Source organism: Streptomyces sp. NBC_01197, from assembly GCF_036010505.1.
Lineage (GTDB): Bacteria > Actinomycetota > Actinomycetes > Streptomycetales > Streptomycetaceae > Streptomyces.
Map to the genome: position 1 here is coordinate 6,541,474 of NZ_CP108569.1, position 15,082 is coordinate 6,556,555.

Below are 15,082 nucleotides of genomic sequence, written 5' to 3' on the forward strand. Positions count from 1 at the left end.
AGACCGCGCCGCGTTATGACCGCCCGGCGTTCTGCTACCCCGCCCGAGCCCTCCCGGGCCACCCGACAACCTACGGAGTACCGTCATGCCCCCCACCCCGCCGGTCCCGGCCGCCTCCGTGCTGCCACGTGAGTACGCGCGTCCGTTCGCGGAGCTGGCGCTCCACAACGTGGTGCGCGAGTACCCGAACGCCCCGGCCCATCTGTACGCCGGCCCCGAGGAGATCGTCGCGCCGCGCGAACTGCACCCCGCGTTCTACGGGTCCTACGACTGGCACTCCACCGTGCACATGCACTGGCTGCTCGTCCGGCTGCTGCGCCGCTTCGGCCCGGCCGCGCCCGGCGGGGACCGGAGCGGCGCTGACGCGCTGCCCGCGAACCTCGCGATCCGGATCACCGAGGTCCTGGACACTCATCTGACCCCCGCCAACATTGCCGTCGAGGCCGCCTACCTGCGCCGCCGCCCGTCGTTCGAGCGCCCCTACGGCTGGGCCTGGCTGGTGGCGCTCGCCGCCGAATGCCGGGCGCTGGGCGGCGCGGCGGGCGACCGGTGGGCCGATGCGCTCGCCCCCGCCGTGGACGCCGTCGGCGACCTGCTCCGGTCCTGGCTGGCCAAGGCGACGTACCCGGTCCGGCACGGAGTGCACAACAACAGCGCCTTCGGACTCGGGCTCGTCCTGGACGCGGGCGAGAGGGCCGGTCTTGCCCGTCCGGTGCTGGACGCGGCGGCCGGCCGGCTGACCGACTGGTTCGCCGGGGACCACGACGCGCCGCTGCACTGGGAACCCTCCGGTCAGGACTTCCTCTCGCCCGCGCTGACCGAGGCGCACGCGATGCTGCGGGTCCTGCCGGCCGCGGACTTCCCCGGCTGGCTCGCCGGTTTCGTACCGGCGCTCACCAGCGGCGACCCGTGCTCCCTGCTCACCCCGCCGGTGGTCTCGGACTACGCCGATCCGCAGATCGGGCATCTGCTCGGCCTCACCCTGAGCCGGGCGGCGGGGCTGCGCGCCGTCGCGGCCGCGCTGCCCGCGGGACCGGCGCGCGAGGCCGTGGAGGAGTCGGTCGCGGCCCATCTGGCGGTGGGGCTCCCGGCCGTCTCGTCCGGCGAATTCAATTCCGACCACTGGCTGGCGACGTACGCCGCGCTGGCGCTGGACACAGCGCCCGGACACTGACCCGGGCCGCCCCGCCCGATCATCGCGGTGGCCCTCGGGTGCCCGCTTCGCAGCCGTCGACCGGCAGACCCGATGTCAGTGGGGTCTGGTAGGAATTTGGCTGTGAGCAGCGACGACGAGCAGCCCGGCACCCCGGCCGACGGGGGCCCCGAGCAGCTTGCCCTCATCCGGGAGACCGTACGGCGCACGAAGGTGCCCAGGGCCAAGCCGCGCACCTGGCGCGGGGCCGCTCTCGCCAAGGAGCTGCCCGTGGCGCGGGTCGTGGTGAACAAGGGCGTGCTCCACCTCGACCAGTTCTTCGACTACGCCGTACCGGAAGAGCTCGACGAGGCGGCACAGCCGGGCGTGCGGGTGCGGGTCCGCTTCGGCGCCGGCAGCCGCAATGTCCGGGAGGGCCGCCGTGAGGGCGGCGGGCTGATCGACGGATTCGTGGTCGAGCGCCGGGCCGACACGGACTACTCGGGACCGCTCGCGGCACTGGCCGGGGTGGTGTCGCCCGAGCCCGTCCTCAGCCCCGGACTGCTCGGGCTCGCGCGGGCGGTCGCCGACCGGTACGCGGGCAGCCTCGCCGACGTACTGCAACTGGCCGTGCCGCCGCGGAACGCGCGGGCCGAGGGAAAGCCGTCCCCCGAGCCGCTGGAACCGCCCCCCGCACCGGAGCCCGGCACCTGGGCCCGGTACGGACAGGGACCGGGCTTTCTGCGGGCACTGGCATCGGGCGGGGCGCCGCGGGCCGTGTGGACCGCGCTGCCGGGCCCGCACTGGCCGCGGGAGCTGGCGCTCGCCGTCGCCGCCGCGCTGTCCTCGGGGCGGGGCGCGCTCGTCGTGGTGCCCGACGGGCGCGCGGCGGCCCGGGTGGACGGCGCGCTCACCGCGGTTCTCGGCCCGGGACACCACGCGCTGCTCACCGCTGACGCCGGGCCCGAGAAGCGGTACCGGCAGTGGCTCGCGGTGCGGCGCGGCGCCGTGCGGGCCGTGGTCGGCACCCGGGCCGCGATGTTCGCGCCCGTCCAGGATCTCGGCCTGGCCGTCATCTGGGAGGACGGGGACGACAGCCACAGCGAACCGCACGCACCGCTGCCGCATGCCCGCGAGGTCCTGCTGCTCCGCGCCGCACACGACAAGTGCGCCTTCCTGCTGGGCAGTACGAGCTGCACGGTGGAGGCCGCCCAGCTCGTCGAGACCGGCTGGGCCGCCCCGCTCGTCGCGGACCGTGAGCAGGTGCGGGCCGCCGCTCCTCTCGTACGGACCGTGGGCGACCTCGATCTGGCGCGGGACGAAGGGGCCAGGGCGGCCAGGCTGCCCAGCCTCGCCTGGCAGGCCGTGCGGGACGGCCTCAAGAGCGGCCCGGTACTGGTCCAGGTGCCGCGCAGAGGCTATGTGCCGAGGCTCTCCTGCGAGCGCTGCCGTACGCCCGCGCGGTGCGCGCACTGCTCGGGTCCCCTGGAAGCACCCGACGAACGCGCGCTGACCTGCGGCTGGTGCGGACGCGACGCGACCGGCTGGCACTGCCTGGAGTGCGGCCATACGAGACTGCGCGCGCAGGTCGTCGGCGCGCGGCGGACAGCCGAGGAGCTGGGCCGGGCGTTCCCGGCCGTGCCCGTACGGACGTCGGGACGCGATCAGGTGCTGGACACCGTGGACGGGCGGCCCGCTCTCGTGGTGAGCACGCCGGGCGCCGAACCGGTCGCCGAAGGCGGTTACGCGGCGGCGCTGCTGCTCGACGGCTGGGCGATGCTCGCCCGGCCCGACCTGCGCGCGGGCGAGGAGGCGCTGCGCCGCTGGATCGACGCGGCCGCACTGGTACGGGGCCAGAGCGAGGGCGGCACGGTGGTGGTCGTCGCCGAGCCGACCCTGCGCCCCGTCCAGGCGCTGGTCCGCTGGGACCCGGCCGGGCACGCGGTGCGTGAGCTGGCCGACCGGGCCGAGCTGGGCTTCCCGCCGGTCTCGCGGATGGCCGCGGTGTCAGGGCGGGCGCAGACGCTGGAGGAGTTCCTCGAAGCGGTCAGGCTGCCGCAGGACGCCGAGGTACTGGGACCCGTGCCTGTCGTTCCCACCGACCCCAACAGGCCCCGCAGACCCGGCGATCCGCCACCGGGCGAGAGCTGGGAGCGTGCGCTGGTCCGGGTGCCGCCGGGGAGTGGAGCGGCACTTGCATCGGCGCTGCGGACGGCGCAGGCGGCGCGACTGACGCGGGGCGGCGATCCGGTTCGGATCAGGGTCGACCCGCCGGACATCGGCTGACGCCGAACGGCCCGCCGGGGCTTGCCGGTTGGGCTGCGCCCTGCTGGAAAGGCACTCCGTGCTCCGGACGCGCGACTGCCCCCGGCGCGGTCCGGCGCGAGGGGCAGTTGATGTGGGGCGGGCAGCGGCGAGCTTTCCGGTACGCGGCGCCCGGGGTCAGCCGTTGCGCGGCCCCGGGAAGGCACTAGGGCGGGCCTCATCGCGCAGCGAGTGGCCGCCCGCCGTCGGCTGGGGAGGCATCGAGCGTGCGGCGGGCACCGACGGCAGGGCCGGTGACCCCGGCAGAGCGTGCGGCGGGGTGGCCGGCCGGCTGTCCTCCTCGGTGGCGGAGCTCTCCGGCTCGTCGTTCGCCGCGGCGGCGACAGCCGCGGCCGCCGAAGCCCGCCGGGTGCCGTATCTGCGGTGCACCGCCTGCTTGGTGACGCCGAGCGCAGAGCCCACCGCGTCCCACGAGAAGCCCAGCGATCGGTCGAAGTCCACCGCGGCTGTCACCAGGGTCTCGACGCTGTCCCGGAGTTCCTGGGCCAGGCGGACGGTGGGGGCGGGAGCCCTGCCGTAGACGACGAAGCCCGTGGAAGGGCCTGAGCGGCGCGGACGGTAGACATTGCCCAGCTGAGCGGTGAGGGTGCGCAGTGCGTCCACTTGTCGGCGGACCCGCTCGATGTCTCTGACCAACAGGTGCAGGCTGGCCCGCGCTTGGGCGTCGTGGGTTGCGTGGTCGGCCATGAACAAGCCTCTCGAACCGGCGTTGAAAAGGATCGGGCCGCGCATACGGCCCACTTCACTTCGGTCAATCTCTCTTGACCAACGCTCCATCTGCTGTTCTGGTCACGCTGCGGGGGCGTATGGGCATATGCGAGGGGCGCACGGCGGTGCGTACGCCCCCTCGGAACGGGCCCGTAGACTGGTGCGCTGCTCGTAGTCGTGTCGTAGTCGTGCGCAGTCGGTCCGAGAGGCATCCAGTGAAACTCGTCTTCGCAGGCACCCCCGAGGTCGCCGTCCCCGCCCTGGACGCCCTGATCGCATCCGGCCGGCACGAGGTGGCCGCGGTGGTGACCCGCCCAGACGCTCCCGCCGGGCGCGGCCGCAGGCTGGTGGCGAGCCCGGTCGCGCAGCGCGCCGAGGAGGCCGGCATCGAGGTACTGAAGCCGGCCAGGCCGCGGGACGAGGACTTCCTGGCACGGCTGCGGGAGATCGGCCCCGACTGCTGCCCGGTCGTGGCGTACGGGGCGCTGTTGCCCAAGACCGCCCTCGACGTGCCGGTGCGTGGCTGGGTCAACCTGCATTTCTCGCTGCTGCCGGCCTGGCGCGGTGCTGCGCCCGTGCAGCACTCGATCATCGCGGGCGACGAGGTGACCGGTGCGTCGACCTTCCTGATCGAGGAGGGGCTCGACTCGGGTCCGGTCTACGGGGTGCTCACCGAGGAGGTGCGCCCCACCGACACCAGCGGCGACCTGCTCACCCGGCTGGCCTTCGCGGGATCGGGTCTGATGGTGGCGACCATGGACGGGATCGAGGACGGCACTCTGCACGCGGTGCCGCAGCCGGCCGAAGGGGTCTCGCTCGCACCGAAGATCACCGTCGAGAACGCAAGGGTGGACTGGTCCGCCCCCGCGATGAGGGTTGACCGCCTGGTGCGCGGCTGCACGCCCGCGCCGGGTGCCTGGACCGTCTTCCGGGACGAGCGGCTCAAACTGGTCTCCCTCGCGCCGGTCACCGATCGCACGGACCTGGCCCCCGGCGAACTGGCCGTCGCCAAGAACAGCGTGCACGCGGGCACCGGCTCGCACGCCGTGGAGCTGCTCTGGGTCCAGCCCCAGGGCAAGAAGCCGATGCGCGCGGCCGACTGGGCGCGCGGTGTGCGGATCGTCGCCGGCGAACTGCTCGGCGAGTAGCACGCGTACGGCGTGAGGTGACCCGCGGGGCGTTGCCTGTCCCGTACGAGGGAGCGCCCGGGTGAACGGCACGCCGCGCCGGACGTACGCTGAGAGGGTTCGTCCCCCTCACCTTCAGCGGAGCACCTTTCACGTGACCGATCAGCCCCGCCGCCGTCCCGCGCAGCAACCGGGACGGCAGCAGCCGAAACAGCACTCGAAGCCCTACCGCCGCCCGCAGAAGGACCCGGTGCGGCTCCTCGCCTTCGAAGTGCTGCGGGCGGTCGACGACCGGGACGCGTACGCCAACCTCGTGCTGCCGCCCCTGCTGAAGAAGGCCCGCGAGAAGCCTGACTTCGACGCGCGGGACGCGGCGCTCGCCACCGAGCTGGTGTACGGGACGCTGCGCAGGCAGGGCACGTACGACGCGGTCATCTCGGCCTGTATCGACCGCCCGCTGCGGCAGGTCGATCCGCCGGTGCTCGATGTGCTGGCACTCGGCGCGCACCAGCTGCTCGGTACCCGTATCCCCACCCACGCCGCGGTCTCGGCGAGCGTGGAACTGGCCCGGGTCGTTCTCGGCGACGGGCGGGCCAAGTTCGTCAACGCCGTGCTGCGCAAGGTCGCGGCCGACGACCTCGACGGCTGGCTCGAGCGGGTCGCCCCGGCCTACGACGAGGACGCCGAGGCCCATCTCGCCGTGGTGCACTCGCACCCCCGCTGGATCGTCTCCGCGCTGTGGGACTCGCTGGGCGGCGGCCGCGCCGGGATCGAGGACCTTCTCGAAGCGGACAACGAACGCCCCGAGGTGACCCTGGTCGCCCGGCCGGGCCGTTCCACCACCGACGAGCTGATCGAGACCGTCGGCGAGGACTCCGCGCTGCCCGGCCGCTGGTCGCCGTACGCCGTCCGGCTCGCCGAGGGCGGCGAGCCCGGGGCGATCGAAGCGGTGCGCGACGGGCGCGCGGGGGTCCAGGACGAAGGCAGCCAGCTCGTCGCCGCCGCCCTGGCGAACGCACCGCTGGAGGGCCGCGACGAGCGCTGGCTCGACGGCTGCGCGGGCCCCGGCGGCAAGGCCGCCCTGCTGGCCGCGCTCGCCGCGCGGCGCGGGGCCACGCTGCTCGCCGCCGAGAAGCAGCCGCACCGGGCCCGGCTCGTCGAACGGACGCTCGCGGGCAACCCGGGCCCGTACCAGGTGATCGCCGCCGACGGCACCAGGCCGCCCTGGCTGCCCGGCTCCTTCGACCGGGTCCTGATGGACGTGCCCTGCACCGGACTCGGCGCGCTGCGGCGCAGGCCCGAGGCCCGGTGGCGGCGGCGCCCCGAGGACCTGGAGGGATTCGCTCCGCTGCAGCGCGGGCTGCTGCGCGAGGCGCTGAGCGCGGTACGGGTCGGCGGTGTCGTCGGATACGCGACCTGCTCACCGCACCTCGCCGAGACGCGGATCGTGGTCGAGGACGTCCTGAAGGGCCGCGGCGGACAGCCCGTCGAGGCCGAGTGGATCGACGTCAGGCCGCTGATGCCGGGGGTCGCGGCGGTGGGCGACGGCCCCGACGTACAGCTGTGGCCGCACCTGCACGGCACCGACGCGATGTACCTCGCACTGCTGCGGCGCACCGCCTGAGGGTGCCCGCGGCGGCCCGGGCGGAGCTCCGGACCGCCGTGGGCACCGGTGAATGCGAGGTTTGCGAGGTGTGTACGGATCCCTGGCCCGCTCCGGTCCCCGCCGTGGCGGGCAACTGCGCCGGGGCATGGCAGGCTTGGGGCATGGCCGTGCAGATCAACCCCAGCATCCTGTCCGCCGACTTCTCCCGACTCGCGGAGGAGGCGAAGGCCGTCGAAGGCGCCGACTGGCTCCACGTCGACGTGATGGACAACCACTTCGTCCCCAATCTGACCCTCGGGGTCCCCGTGGTGGAAGCGCTCAGCCGGGCCACGGAGACGCCGCTGGACTGCCACCTCATGATCGAGGACGCGGACCGCTGGGCGCCGCAGTACGTCGAGGCGGGCGCGGGCTCCGTCACCTTCCACGTGGAGGCCGCCGCCGCCCCCGTACGGCTCGCGCGCGAGATCAGGGCCAAGGGCGCACGTGCCTCCATGGCGCTGAAGCCCGCAACGCCCATCGAGCCCTACGAGGACCTGCTCCCGGAGCTCGACATGCTGCTGATCATGACGGTGGAGCCGGGCTTCGGCGGCCAGTCATTCCTGGACATCATGCTGCCGAAGATCCGCCGCACCCGTGAGCTGATCTCCAAGCACGGACTCGAACTCTGGCTCCAGGTCGACGGCGGGGTCTCCGCGTCCACCATCGAGCGGTGCGCGGAGGCCGGCGCGGACGTCTTCGTCGCGGGCTCCGCGGTGTACGGCGCCGACGACCCGGCGGCGGCGGTCCGGATGCTCCGCCACCAGGCGCAGGAGACGACGGCGGCGGCGGGATGGGCCTGCGGTCACTGAGCGGCCAGGAGATGAACGCGGCCTTTCGGGGCTGATCAAGTTGGGCCGCGTCTGACAGGATGGCGGGTCCGGGAGCGAACAGCAGTAGTGAGGAGATCGCGGTGTCTGCAATGTCGGCGGGCAGATCAGCCCTGCGGATGGGACCCGCGGAGCTGGTGCAGGCGGCGGCCATGGCCCGTCGCTTCTACCTGGAGGGAAAGTCCAAGATCCAGATCGCCGAGGAGTTCGGCGTCAGCCGGTTCAAGGTCGCCCGGGTCCTGGAGACGGCGCTGGAGCGCGACCTCGTACGGATCGAGATCCGGGTTCCCGCGGAGCTGGACGCGGAACGCTCCGACGCGCTTCGCGCCCGGTACGGGCTGCGCCACGCGGTCGTCGTCGAGTCCCCGGCGGACGCGGCCGACGACGCCCCCGACCCGGAGAACCTGGGTGAGGTCGCCGCCGATCTGCTCGGCGAGCTGGTCACCGAGGGCGATGTGCTGGGCCTCGCCTGGGGGCGCTCCACCATCCACATGGCGGCGGCGCTCAATTCACTCCCGCCGTGCACGGTGGTCCAGCTGACCGGTGTGTACGACGCGGGGACCGCCGAGCGCGGCTCCGTCGAGGCTGTACGGCGCGCCGCCCAGGTCTCCGGGGGGGAGGCGCACCCCATCTACGCCCCGATGCTGCTGCCGGACCCGGCCACGGCCGCCGCGCTGCGCAACCAGACCGGCATCGCGCGCGCCTTCGAGTACTTCGACAAGGTGACCGTGGCCGCGGTGTCCATCGGCTCCTGGGAGCCGGGGATCTCAACGGTCCACGACATGCTCAGCGACGCCGAGCGGGCGCACTACGCCTCGCTCGGGGCCGCCGCCGAGATGTCCGCGCACCTCTTCGACGCCGAGGGGCGGCGGGTCGGGCGTGACCTGGGCGAGCGGTGCATCACCGTCGAGGCCGACCGGCTGCGCCGGATCCCCGAGGTCGTGGCCATCGCGGGCGGCCAGCGCAAGGCGGCGGCGATCGGGGCCGTCCTCAAGTCGGGCCTCGTCACCAGTCTGGTCACCGACACGGCGGCCGCCGACTTCCTGCTGACGGAGAGCGGACCCGGACCGCGCCCGGCGCTGGACCGCGCGGACCCCGACGGGGCCTGACCCCGTACGCCCGGAACGGGGGCGGTGGCCGCCGAAGCCGGTGAACCGCGGTGAACTCCCGTCAGGCCCGGCCGCGGGCCCGCTTGAAGCGGGCCAGGCCGTCGGAGAGTGCGAGCAGGGGCCCGGGATAGTCGTACGCGGCGCGTTCGGGCCCCCGGAGCTTCCACGGTGCGTGCACGGCCGGCCCCGCGAGACCGGCCAGCTCGGGGACCCAGCGGCGGACGTAATCCCCCTGCGGGTCGTACCGCTTGCCCTGGGTCACCGGGTTGAACACCCGGTTCGGCCTGCTGTCCGTGCCGGTGCCCGCCACCCACTGCCAGTTGAGCTGGTTGTTGGCGACATCGCCGTCCACCAGCAGCTCCAGGAAGTACCGGGCGCCGACCCGCCAGTCCACGTACAGCGTCTTGGCGAGGAAACTCGCGGTGAGCAGCCGCCCCCGGTTGTGCATCCAGCCCTCGTGCCGCAGCTGCCGCATGGCGGCGTCGACCACCGGATATCCGGTGCGCCCCTCCTTCCAGGCGGTGATCTCCCGCGCGGCGGACCGCTCGGTACGCCAATGGTCGTGCTGCGAGCGGTAGTCGGCGCGAGCGGCCGCCGGGCGCGCGGCCAGCACCTGGTGGTGGAAGTCCCGCCAGCACAGCTGCCGTACGAAGGCGTCGGCGCCCGCACCGCCCCTCCGCGAGGCGCCGTGCACCAGCTCGACGGGGGAGAGGGTGCCGAAGTGCAGATGCGGCGAGAGCCGGGACGTCAGATCGCCCGCCAGGTCGTCATGGTGGTCCTCGTACCCGGCGAGCCCGTTCCGCTGCCAGGCCGACCAGCGGGCGCGGCCCTCGCGCTCGCCGCCGACGGCGAGTCCTTCCGAGACCCCGGACACGTCCGTGCGCGACGGCAGCCGGTCGGACAGGGCGGCCCCGGGCACCCGTACCGTGCGCGGCGCGCCCTGGACGGTGCGCAGCCGCTCCTCCGACCAGCGTTTGAAGTACGGGGTGAACACCGCGAAGTGGTCCGAGGAGGCGGGGGTGACCGCACCCGGCGGCACCGCCGTGATCACCGCGTCGTGGACGTGCAGCCGCCTGCCGTCCGCCTCCAGCGCCGCGCGCAGCCGGTCCTCCCTGTGCTGCTCGTAGGCGCTGACCCCGGCCGCCATATGCACTTCGGCGGCGCCCGTCTCCGCGGCCGCCCGGCAGACCTCAGTGGTGACGTCGCCCGACCGTACGACGAGCCGGCCGCCGCGCTTCCGCAGCCCCGCGTCGAGGCCGGCCAGGCAGTCGGCCAGGAACGCCTGCCGGTTGGGCGTGGCGAAGCCCGCCGACTCGATGACCCGGTCGCGGACGAACAGCGGCACCACCTCGTCCGCCGACGCGAGGGCCGCGCGCAGCGGCGGATTGTCATGCAGCCGGAGGTTGGCGGTGAACAGGGCGACCGACACGCTCATGTGTCACTCCTCGTCGGGGGGAATCCGTCCCGGCCGGCCCGGGCTCGTCCGGGGTTCATCGGGGGCCGGCCAGCTCGCGCGGTCGGCCGCCCCGGCGATATTGCGGGCCATTCCTCCGAAGACGACGGCATGGAAGGGCGCGACACTCCACCAGTACGCGTGTCCGAGCAGTCCCCGGGGGTGGAAGAGGGCGCGCTGCCGGTAGCGGGTGCGCCCCCGGCCGTCCTGGTCCACGGACATCTCCAGCCAGGCGAGCCCGGGCAGCCGCATCTCGGCCCGCAGCCGCAGCAGCCGGCCCGGCTCGATCGCCTCGACCCGCCAGAAGTCGAGCGAGTCGCCGACCCTGAGCCGCTGGGCGTCCCTTCGTCCGCGGCGCAGACCTACCCCGCCGGCCAGCCGGTCCAGCCAGCCGCGGACGGCCCAGGCGAGCGGGAAGGAGTACCAGCCGTTGTCGCCACCGACGCCCTCGACGATCCGCCAGAGCGCTTCCGGGGGTGCGTCCATGGTGAGTTGGCGCCGGTCCGTGTAGAGGCTGCCGCCCGCCCAGCCGGGGTCGGTGGGCAGCGGATCGCTCGGGGCGCCGGGCAGCGAGGCGGACGACCAGCGGGTGGTGACCTGGGCGTCCTGGACCCGCTGGAGCGCCAGCCGGAGCGCCTGGTCGAAGCTGAACGGCACTCCGGGACGGTCCGGCACATACCGCGCGATGTCGTGTTCGCGGCACACGACTTCGTAGCGCAGCGACTCGGCGAGCGGCCGGGCGAGCGAGCGCGGCACCGGGGTGACCAGGCCGATCCAGTGGCTGGACAGGCGGGGCGACAGCATCGGCACCGGCAGGATGAGCCGGTTCGGGAGACCGGCGACCGAGGCGAACCGGCACATCATGTCGCGGTACGTCATGATGTCGGGGCCCCCGATGTCGAAGGAACGGTGCACATCGCCCGGCATGAGGGCGCTGCCGACCAGATACCGCAGCACGTCGCGGACGGCGATCGGCTGGATCCGGGTGCTGACCCAGCTCGGCGTGACCATGACCGGCAGCCGCTCGGTGAGATACCGCAGCATCTCGAAGGACGCGGACCCGGAGCCGATGATGACGGCGGCGCGCAGCACGGTGGTCGGCACCCCCGACCTGATGAGGATCCGGCCGACCTCGGCCCGCGAGCGCAGATGCGGTGAGAGATCCTGCTCCGGTACGCCGTCGGGGGTGAGGCCGCCCAGATAGACGATGCGCCGGACCCCGGCGGCCCGGGCCTGCTCGCCGAAGATCCTGGCCGCGCTGCGGTCCGTCTCCTCGAAGCCGGAGCCGGTGTTCAGCGCGTGCACCAGGTAGTACGCCACGTCGATGCCCCGCATGGACGCGGCCACCGACGCGGCATCGGTGACATCGCCCCGTACGGCTTCCGCCCGTCCGGCCCAGGGGTGGTCCCGCAGTCTGTCCGGGTTCCTGGCCAGACAGCGGACGCGGTGGCCGGCGTCGAGCAGTTCGGGCACCAGTCGGCCACCGATGTAGCCGGTCGCCCCGGTGACCAGGCAGTGCAGTGCGGGTGAGCCCGGGGCGGGTGCCGCTTCACCGTCGCTCATGGAAGCCTCCGCATCCTGTCGCTTTCATGGCTTCTGCGCTGCTTCCATCCTCTACTGGTTCGGCTCCTCCCACTGTTCCTGCTTCTCCCGGGGCCCGGCCCCGGCGGCCCGCAGGCTGTCATCGCCGGGCGCCCCCGGCCGACGTCCCACCGCCACCGGGGAGAGAAATACGCCCCGAGGACGTGTACTGAAGTCCGGACGAGTGAAGGGTTGCCACCCCATGACGGACCACCCGGGCCGGCGCCGCGATGTCATCGTGATCGGCGCCGGACTTGCCGGCCTCGCCTGCGCCGCTGATCTGTGCCGGGAGGGTCTGTCCGTGAGCCTGCTGGAGGCATCGGACACGCCCGGCGGCAGAATGCGCACGGACCGGCACGAGGGATTCCTCCTCGACCGGGGCTTCCAGGTCTTCAACACCTCGTACCCCCAGGTCAAACAGCGCATGTGGCTCCGGGGACTGCGACTGCGCCCCTTCACGCCAGGAGCCCTGGTGCACACGCCGTCGGGGCGGCTTCGGTTCAGCGACCCGACCCGGCGGCCGGGCGTGGCGGTGGACCTGCTGTCGCTGCGGCCGGTCGCGGGCCGCCGCGACCTCCTGGCGCTCGGGCTGCTCTCCGCGCGCGATCTGTTCGGCCCGGTCAGCGCGGTGAAGCGCTCGGCGGACCGTACGACCCGCACGGCGCTCGCCGACGCGGGGATCTCCGAGCGACTCATCGACGCGTTCTTCCGGCCCTTCCTGTCGGGTGTCTTCCTGGAGGACAGCCTCGAAACCTCGTCGCGCTTCTTCCATCTGCTCTGGCGCAGCATGCTCCGGGGCACTCAGTGCCTGCCCGCGGCCGGGATCGGCGCCGTGCCGGCTCAGCTCGCGGGCGCGCTGCCGCCGGGGGTACTGAGCCCCGGCACCCCCGTGCGGGCGCTCACGGACGAGGGAGTCGAGCTGCCTGACGGCACCGAGCTGCACGCTCCCTGTGTGGTGGTCGCGACCGGGCCCGGCGCGGCGGCCCGGCTGCTGCCCGGCCTCGTCGTACCGGACACCCGTACCGTCACGACCTACTACCACGCGGCCCCGCAGCCGCCGCTGCACGAGCCGACCCTGCTGGTCGACAGCGCGCGGCGCTTCCTCAACACCTGCGTACCGAGCGAGGTCGCGCCCACCTACGCCCCGGCCGACCGCTCCCTGGTCGCCACATCGGTCCTCGGCCCCGGCGGACCGGGGGAGGAGGAGAGGCTGCGCGCCGTGCTCGACGAGGTGTACCGCACCGACACCTCGTCCTGGGAACTCCTCGCCCCGTACACGGTGGAGGGCGCTCTCCCCGCCATGACCGCGCCGTGGCCGCTGAGCCGCACGACGCGGGTGTCCCCCGGGCGCCATGTGTGCGGGGACCACCGCGCCACGGGGTCCGTGCAGGGCGCCCTCGCCTCCGGCGCGCGTGCCGCGCGAGAGGTGCTTGAGGACCGGGGCTGACCGGACGGACCCCTCCGAGCCCCGCGGTGGCGCACCCCCCGGCCGGTTCGGCCGAACATACGAGCCGCCCCGCCCTGTCCCTGGTGGAAGCCACAGAAGAGGGGGCGCGCATTCGCCAGCCAGGGTCCCATCGGCGATGATGGCCTAGGAGCCGCAGCCTGATCCTGTGCCGGACGGCGCTGACTTCCCGCCCGCCCATTCTGTATAACCGCAGGTGAGAGAGTTAGTATGCGTTTCCTCAATGATCTGAAGCCGCCGTACGACCTGACGTACGACGATGTGTTCATGGTGCCGAGCCATTCCGCTGTCGGATCCCGTCAGGGCGTCGATCTGTCCGCCCCCGACGGCACCGGCACCACCATCCCGCTCGTCGTCGCGAACATGACGGCCATCGCCGGCCGCCGGATGGCCGAGACCGTCGCCCGGCGCGGCGGCCTGGTCGTCATCCCGCAGGACATTCCGATCGAGGTCGTCACCGAGGTCATCTCCTGGGTGAAGACGCGCCACCTCGTGCTGGACACGCCCATCGTGCTCGCCCCGACGCAGACCGTCGCCGACGCGCTGTCCCTGCTGCCCAAGCGCGCCCACAACGCGGGTGTCGTGGTGGACGAGGACAGCCGGCCGGTCGGTGTCGTGACCGACGAGGACCTGGCGGGCGTCGACCGCTTCACCCAGCTGTCCGAAGTCATGTCGTCCAAGGACCTGGTGCTCCTCGACGCGGACATCGACCCGCGTGAGGCGTTCAACCGGCTCGACGGCGCCAACCGCCGCTACGCCCCCGCCGTCGACACGGACGGCAGGCTGGTCGGCATCCTGACCCGTCGGGGCGCGCTGCGCGCCACCCTCTACAGCCCGGCCGTCGACGCACACGGCAGGCTGCGCATCGCCGCCGCCGTCGGCATCAACGGCGATGTCGCGGGCAAGGCCAAGCAGCTGCTCGACGCCGGTGCCGACACGATCGTCGTGGACACCGCGCACGGCCACCAGGAGTCGATGATCGCCGCGGTCAGGGCGGTCCGGGCACTCGACCCGCGGGTGCCGATCGTCGCGGGCAACATCGTGGCCGCCGAGGGCGTACGCGATCTCATCGAGGCCGGCGCCGACATCATCAAGGTCGGTGTGGGCCCCGGCGCCATGTGCACCACCCGGATGATGACCGGCGTGGGCCGCCCGCAGTTCTCCGCCGTACTCGAATGCGCCACGGAGGCGCGGAAGTTCGGCAAGCACGTCTGGGCCGACGGCGGGGTCAGGCACCCGCGTGATGTGGCGATGGCGCTGGCCGCCGGTGCGTCGAACGTCATGATCGGCTCCTGGTTCGCCGGGACGTACGAGTCCCCGGGTGACATCCAGCAGGCTGCCGACGGCCGCTGGTACAAGGAGTCGTTCGGGATGGCGTCGGCCCGCGCCGTCCGCAACCGTACGAGCGAGGAGTCGGCCTACGACCGCGCCCGCAAGGGCCTGTTCGAGGAGGGCATCTCCACCTCGCGGATGTTTCTCGACCCGGCCCGCCCGGGCGTCGAGGACCTGATCGACTCGATCATCGCGGGCGTCCGCTCCTCCTGCACCTACGCCGGTGCCAACACCCTGGACGAGTTCGCCGAGAAGGCGATCGTCGGGGTGCAGAGCGCCGCCGGATACGCCGAGGGCAAGCCGCTGCACGCCAGCTGGGGCTGACCGTACCGACACCGGAGCCGCCCCCCGTACGCCCGGGGGCCGGCTCCGGCGTTT

At 73.5% G+C, this 15,082-nt stretch carries 11 protein-coding genes; 8 read left to right on the forward strand and 3 right to left on the reverse strand.

Annotated elements, in window-relative coordinates:
- Window positions 1-85 precede the first annotated feature (85 nt).
- Both OG452_RS30115 and OG452_RS30120 read left to right on the forward strand, forming a co-directional pair.
- The gene (locus OG452_RS30115; RefSeq protein ID WP_327298698.1) at window positions 86-1,174 is read left to right on the forward strand and encodes a DUF2891 domain-containing protein; all 1,089 of its coding nucleotides are present in this window, start codon (window positions 86-88) and stop codon (window positions 1,172-1,174) included.
- 72 nt (window positions 1,175-1,246) lie between these two features.
- Window positions 1,247-3,418: a primosomal protein N' gene (locus OG452_RS30120; RefSeq protein ID WP_405560126.1), complete on the forward strand. Its 2,172-nt coding sequence runs from the start codon at window positions 1,247-1,249 to the stop codon at window positions 3,416-3,418.
- A 156-nt stretch (window positions 3,419-3,574) separates the two neighbouring features.
- Here OG452_RS30120 and OG452_RS30125 read toward each other — a convergent pair whose 3' ends face one another.
- Window positions 3,575-4,144: a hypothetical protein gene (locus tag OG452_RS30125; protein WP_327298700.1), complete on the reverse strand. Its 570-nt coding sequence runs from the start codon at window positions 4,142-4,144 to the stop codon at window positions 3,575-3,577.
- 236 nt (window positions 4,145-4,380) lie between these two features.
- Here OG452_RS30125 and fmt point away from each other — a divergent pair, with 236 nt between their 5' ends.
- The 4 genes from fmt to OG452_RS30145 all read left to right on the forward strand — a co-directional run bounded on the left by fmt (window position 4,381) and on the right by OG452_RS30145 (window position 8,873).
- Entirely contained in the window at window positions 4,381-5,313 is a 933-nt protein-coding gene (gene fmt, locus OG452_RS30130) for a methionyl-tRNA formyltransferase (protein ID WP_327298701.1), read from the forward strand.
- Between the two features lie 133 nt (window positions 5,314-5,446).
- Window positions 5,447-6,916, forward strand: coding sequence for an RsmB/NOP family class I SAM-dependent RNA methyltransferase (locus tag OG452_RS30135; RefSeq protein WP_405560123.1), 1,470 nt, complete (start codon window positions 5,447-5,449; stop codon window positions 6,914-6,916).
- A gap of 143 nt (window positions 6,917-7,059) precedes the next feature.
- The gene (rpe, locus tag OG452_RS30140; protein WP_327298702.1) at window positions 7,060-7,746 is read left to right on the forward strand and encodes a ribulose-phosphate 3-epimerase; all 687 of its coding nucleotides are present in this window, start codon (window positions 7,060-7,062) and stop codon (window positions 7,744-7,746) included.
- A gap of 110 nt (window positions 7,747-7,856) precedes the next feature.
- On the forward strand, window positions 7,857-8,873 hold the full coding sequence (locus OG452_RS30145) for a sugar-binding transcriptional regulator (protein ID WP_327299833.1): 1,017 nt from the start codon (window positions 7,857-7,859) through the stop codon (window positions 8,871-8,873).
- Between the two features lie 61 nt (window positions 8,874-8,934).
- On the opposite strand, the gene OG452_RS30150 is transcribed toward OG452_RS30145, so the two are convergent.
- Complete coding sequence (locus OG452_RS30150) at window positions 8,935-10,308, reverse strand: cryptochrome/photolyase family protein (protein ID WP_327298703.1); 1,374 nt, start codon at window positions 10,306-10,308, stop codon at window positions 8,935-8,937.
- A gap of 3 nt (window positions 10,309-10,311) precedes the next feature.
- Complete coding sequence (locus OG452_RS30155; protein ID WP_327298704.1) at window positions 10,312-11,889, reverse strand: SDR family oxidoreductase; 1,578 nt, start codon at window positions 11,887-11,889, stop codon at window positions 10,312-10,314.
- Between the two features lie 220 nt (window positions 11,890-12,109).
- Between OG452_RS30155 and OG452_RS30160 the strand changes: the two genes are divergently transcribed.
- Both OG452_RS30160 and OG452_RS30165 read left to right on the forward strand, forming a co-directional pair.
- A complete protein-coding gene (locus OG452_RS30160) occupies window positions 12,110-13,354 on the forward strand; it encodes an NAD(P)/FAD-dependent oxidoreductase (protein WP_327298705.1) in 1,245 nt (414 codons plus the stop codon).
- A 228-nt stretch (window positions 13,355-13,582) separates the two neighbouring features.
- Window positions 13,583-15,028 (forward strand): GuaB1 family IMP dehydrogenase-related protein, encoded by a 1,446-nt coding sequence (locus OG452_RS30165; protein ID WP_327298706.1) that lies wholly within the window; start codon window positions 13,583-13,585, stop codon window positions 15,026-15,028.
- The last annotated feature ends 54 nt before the right edge of the window (window positions 15,029-15,082 follow it).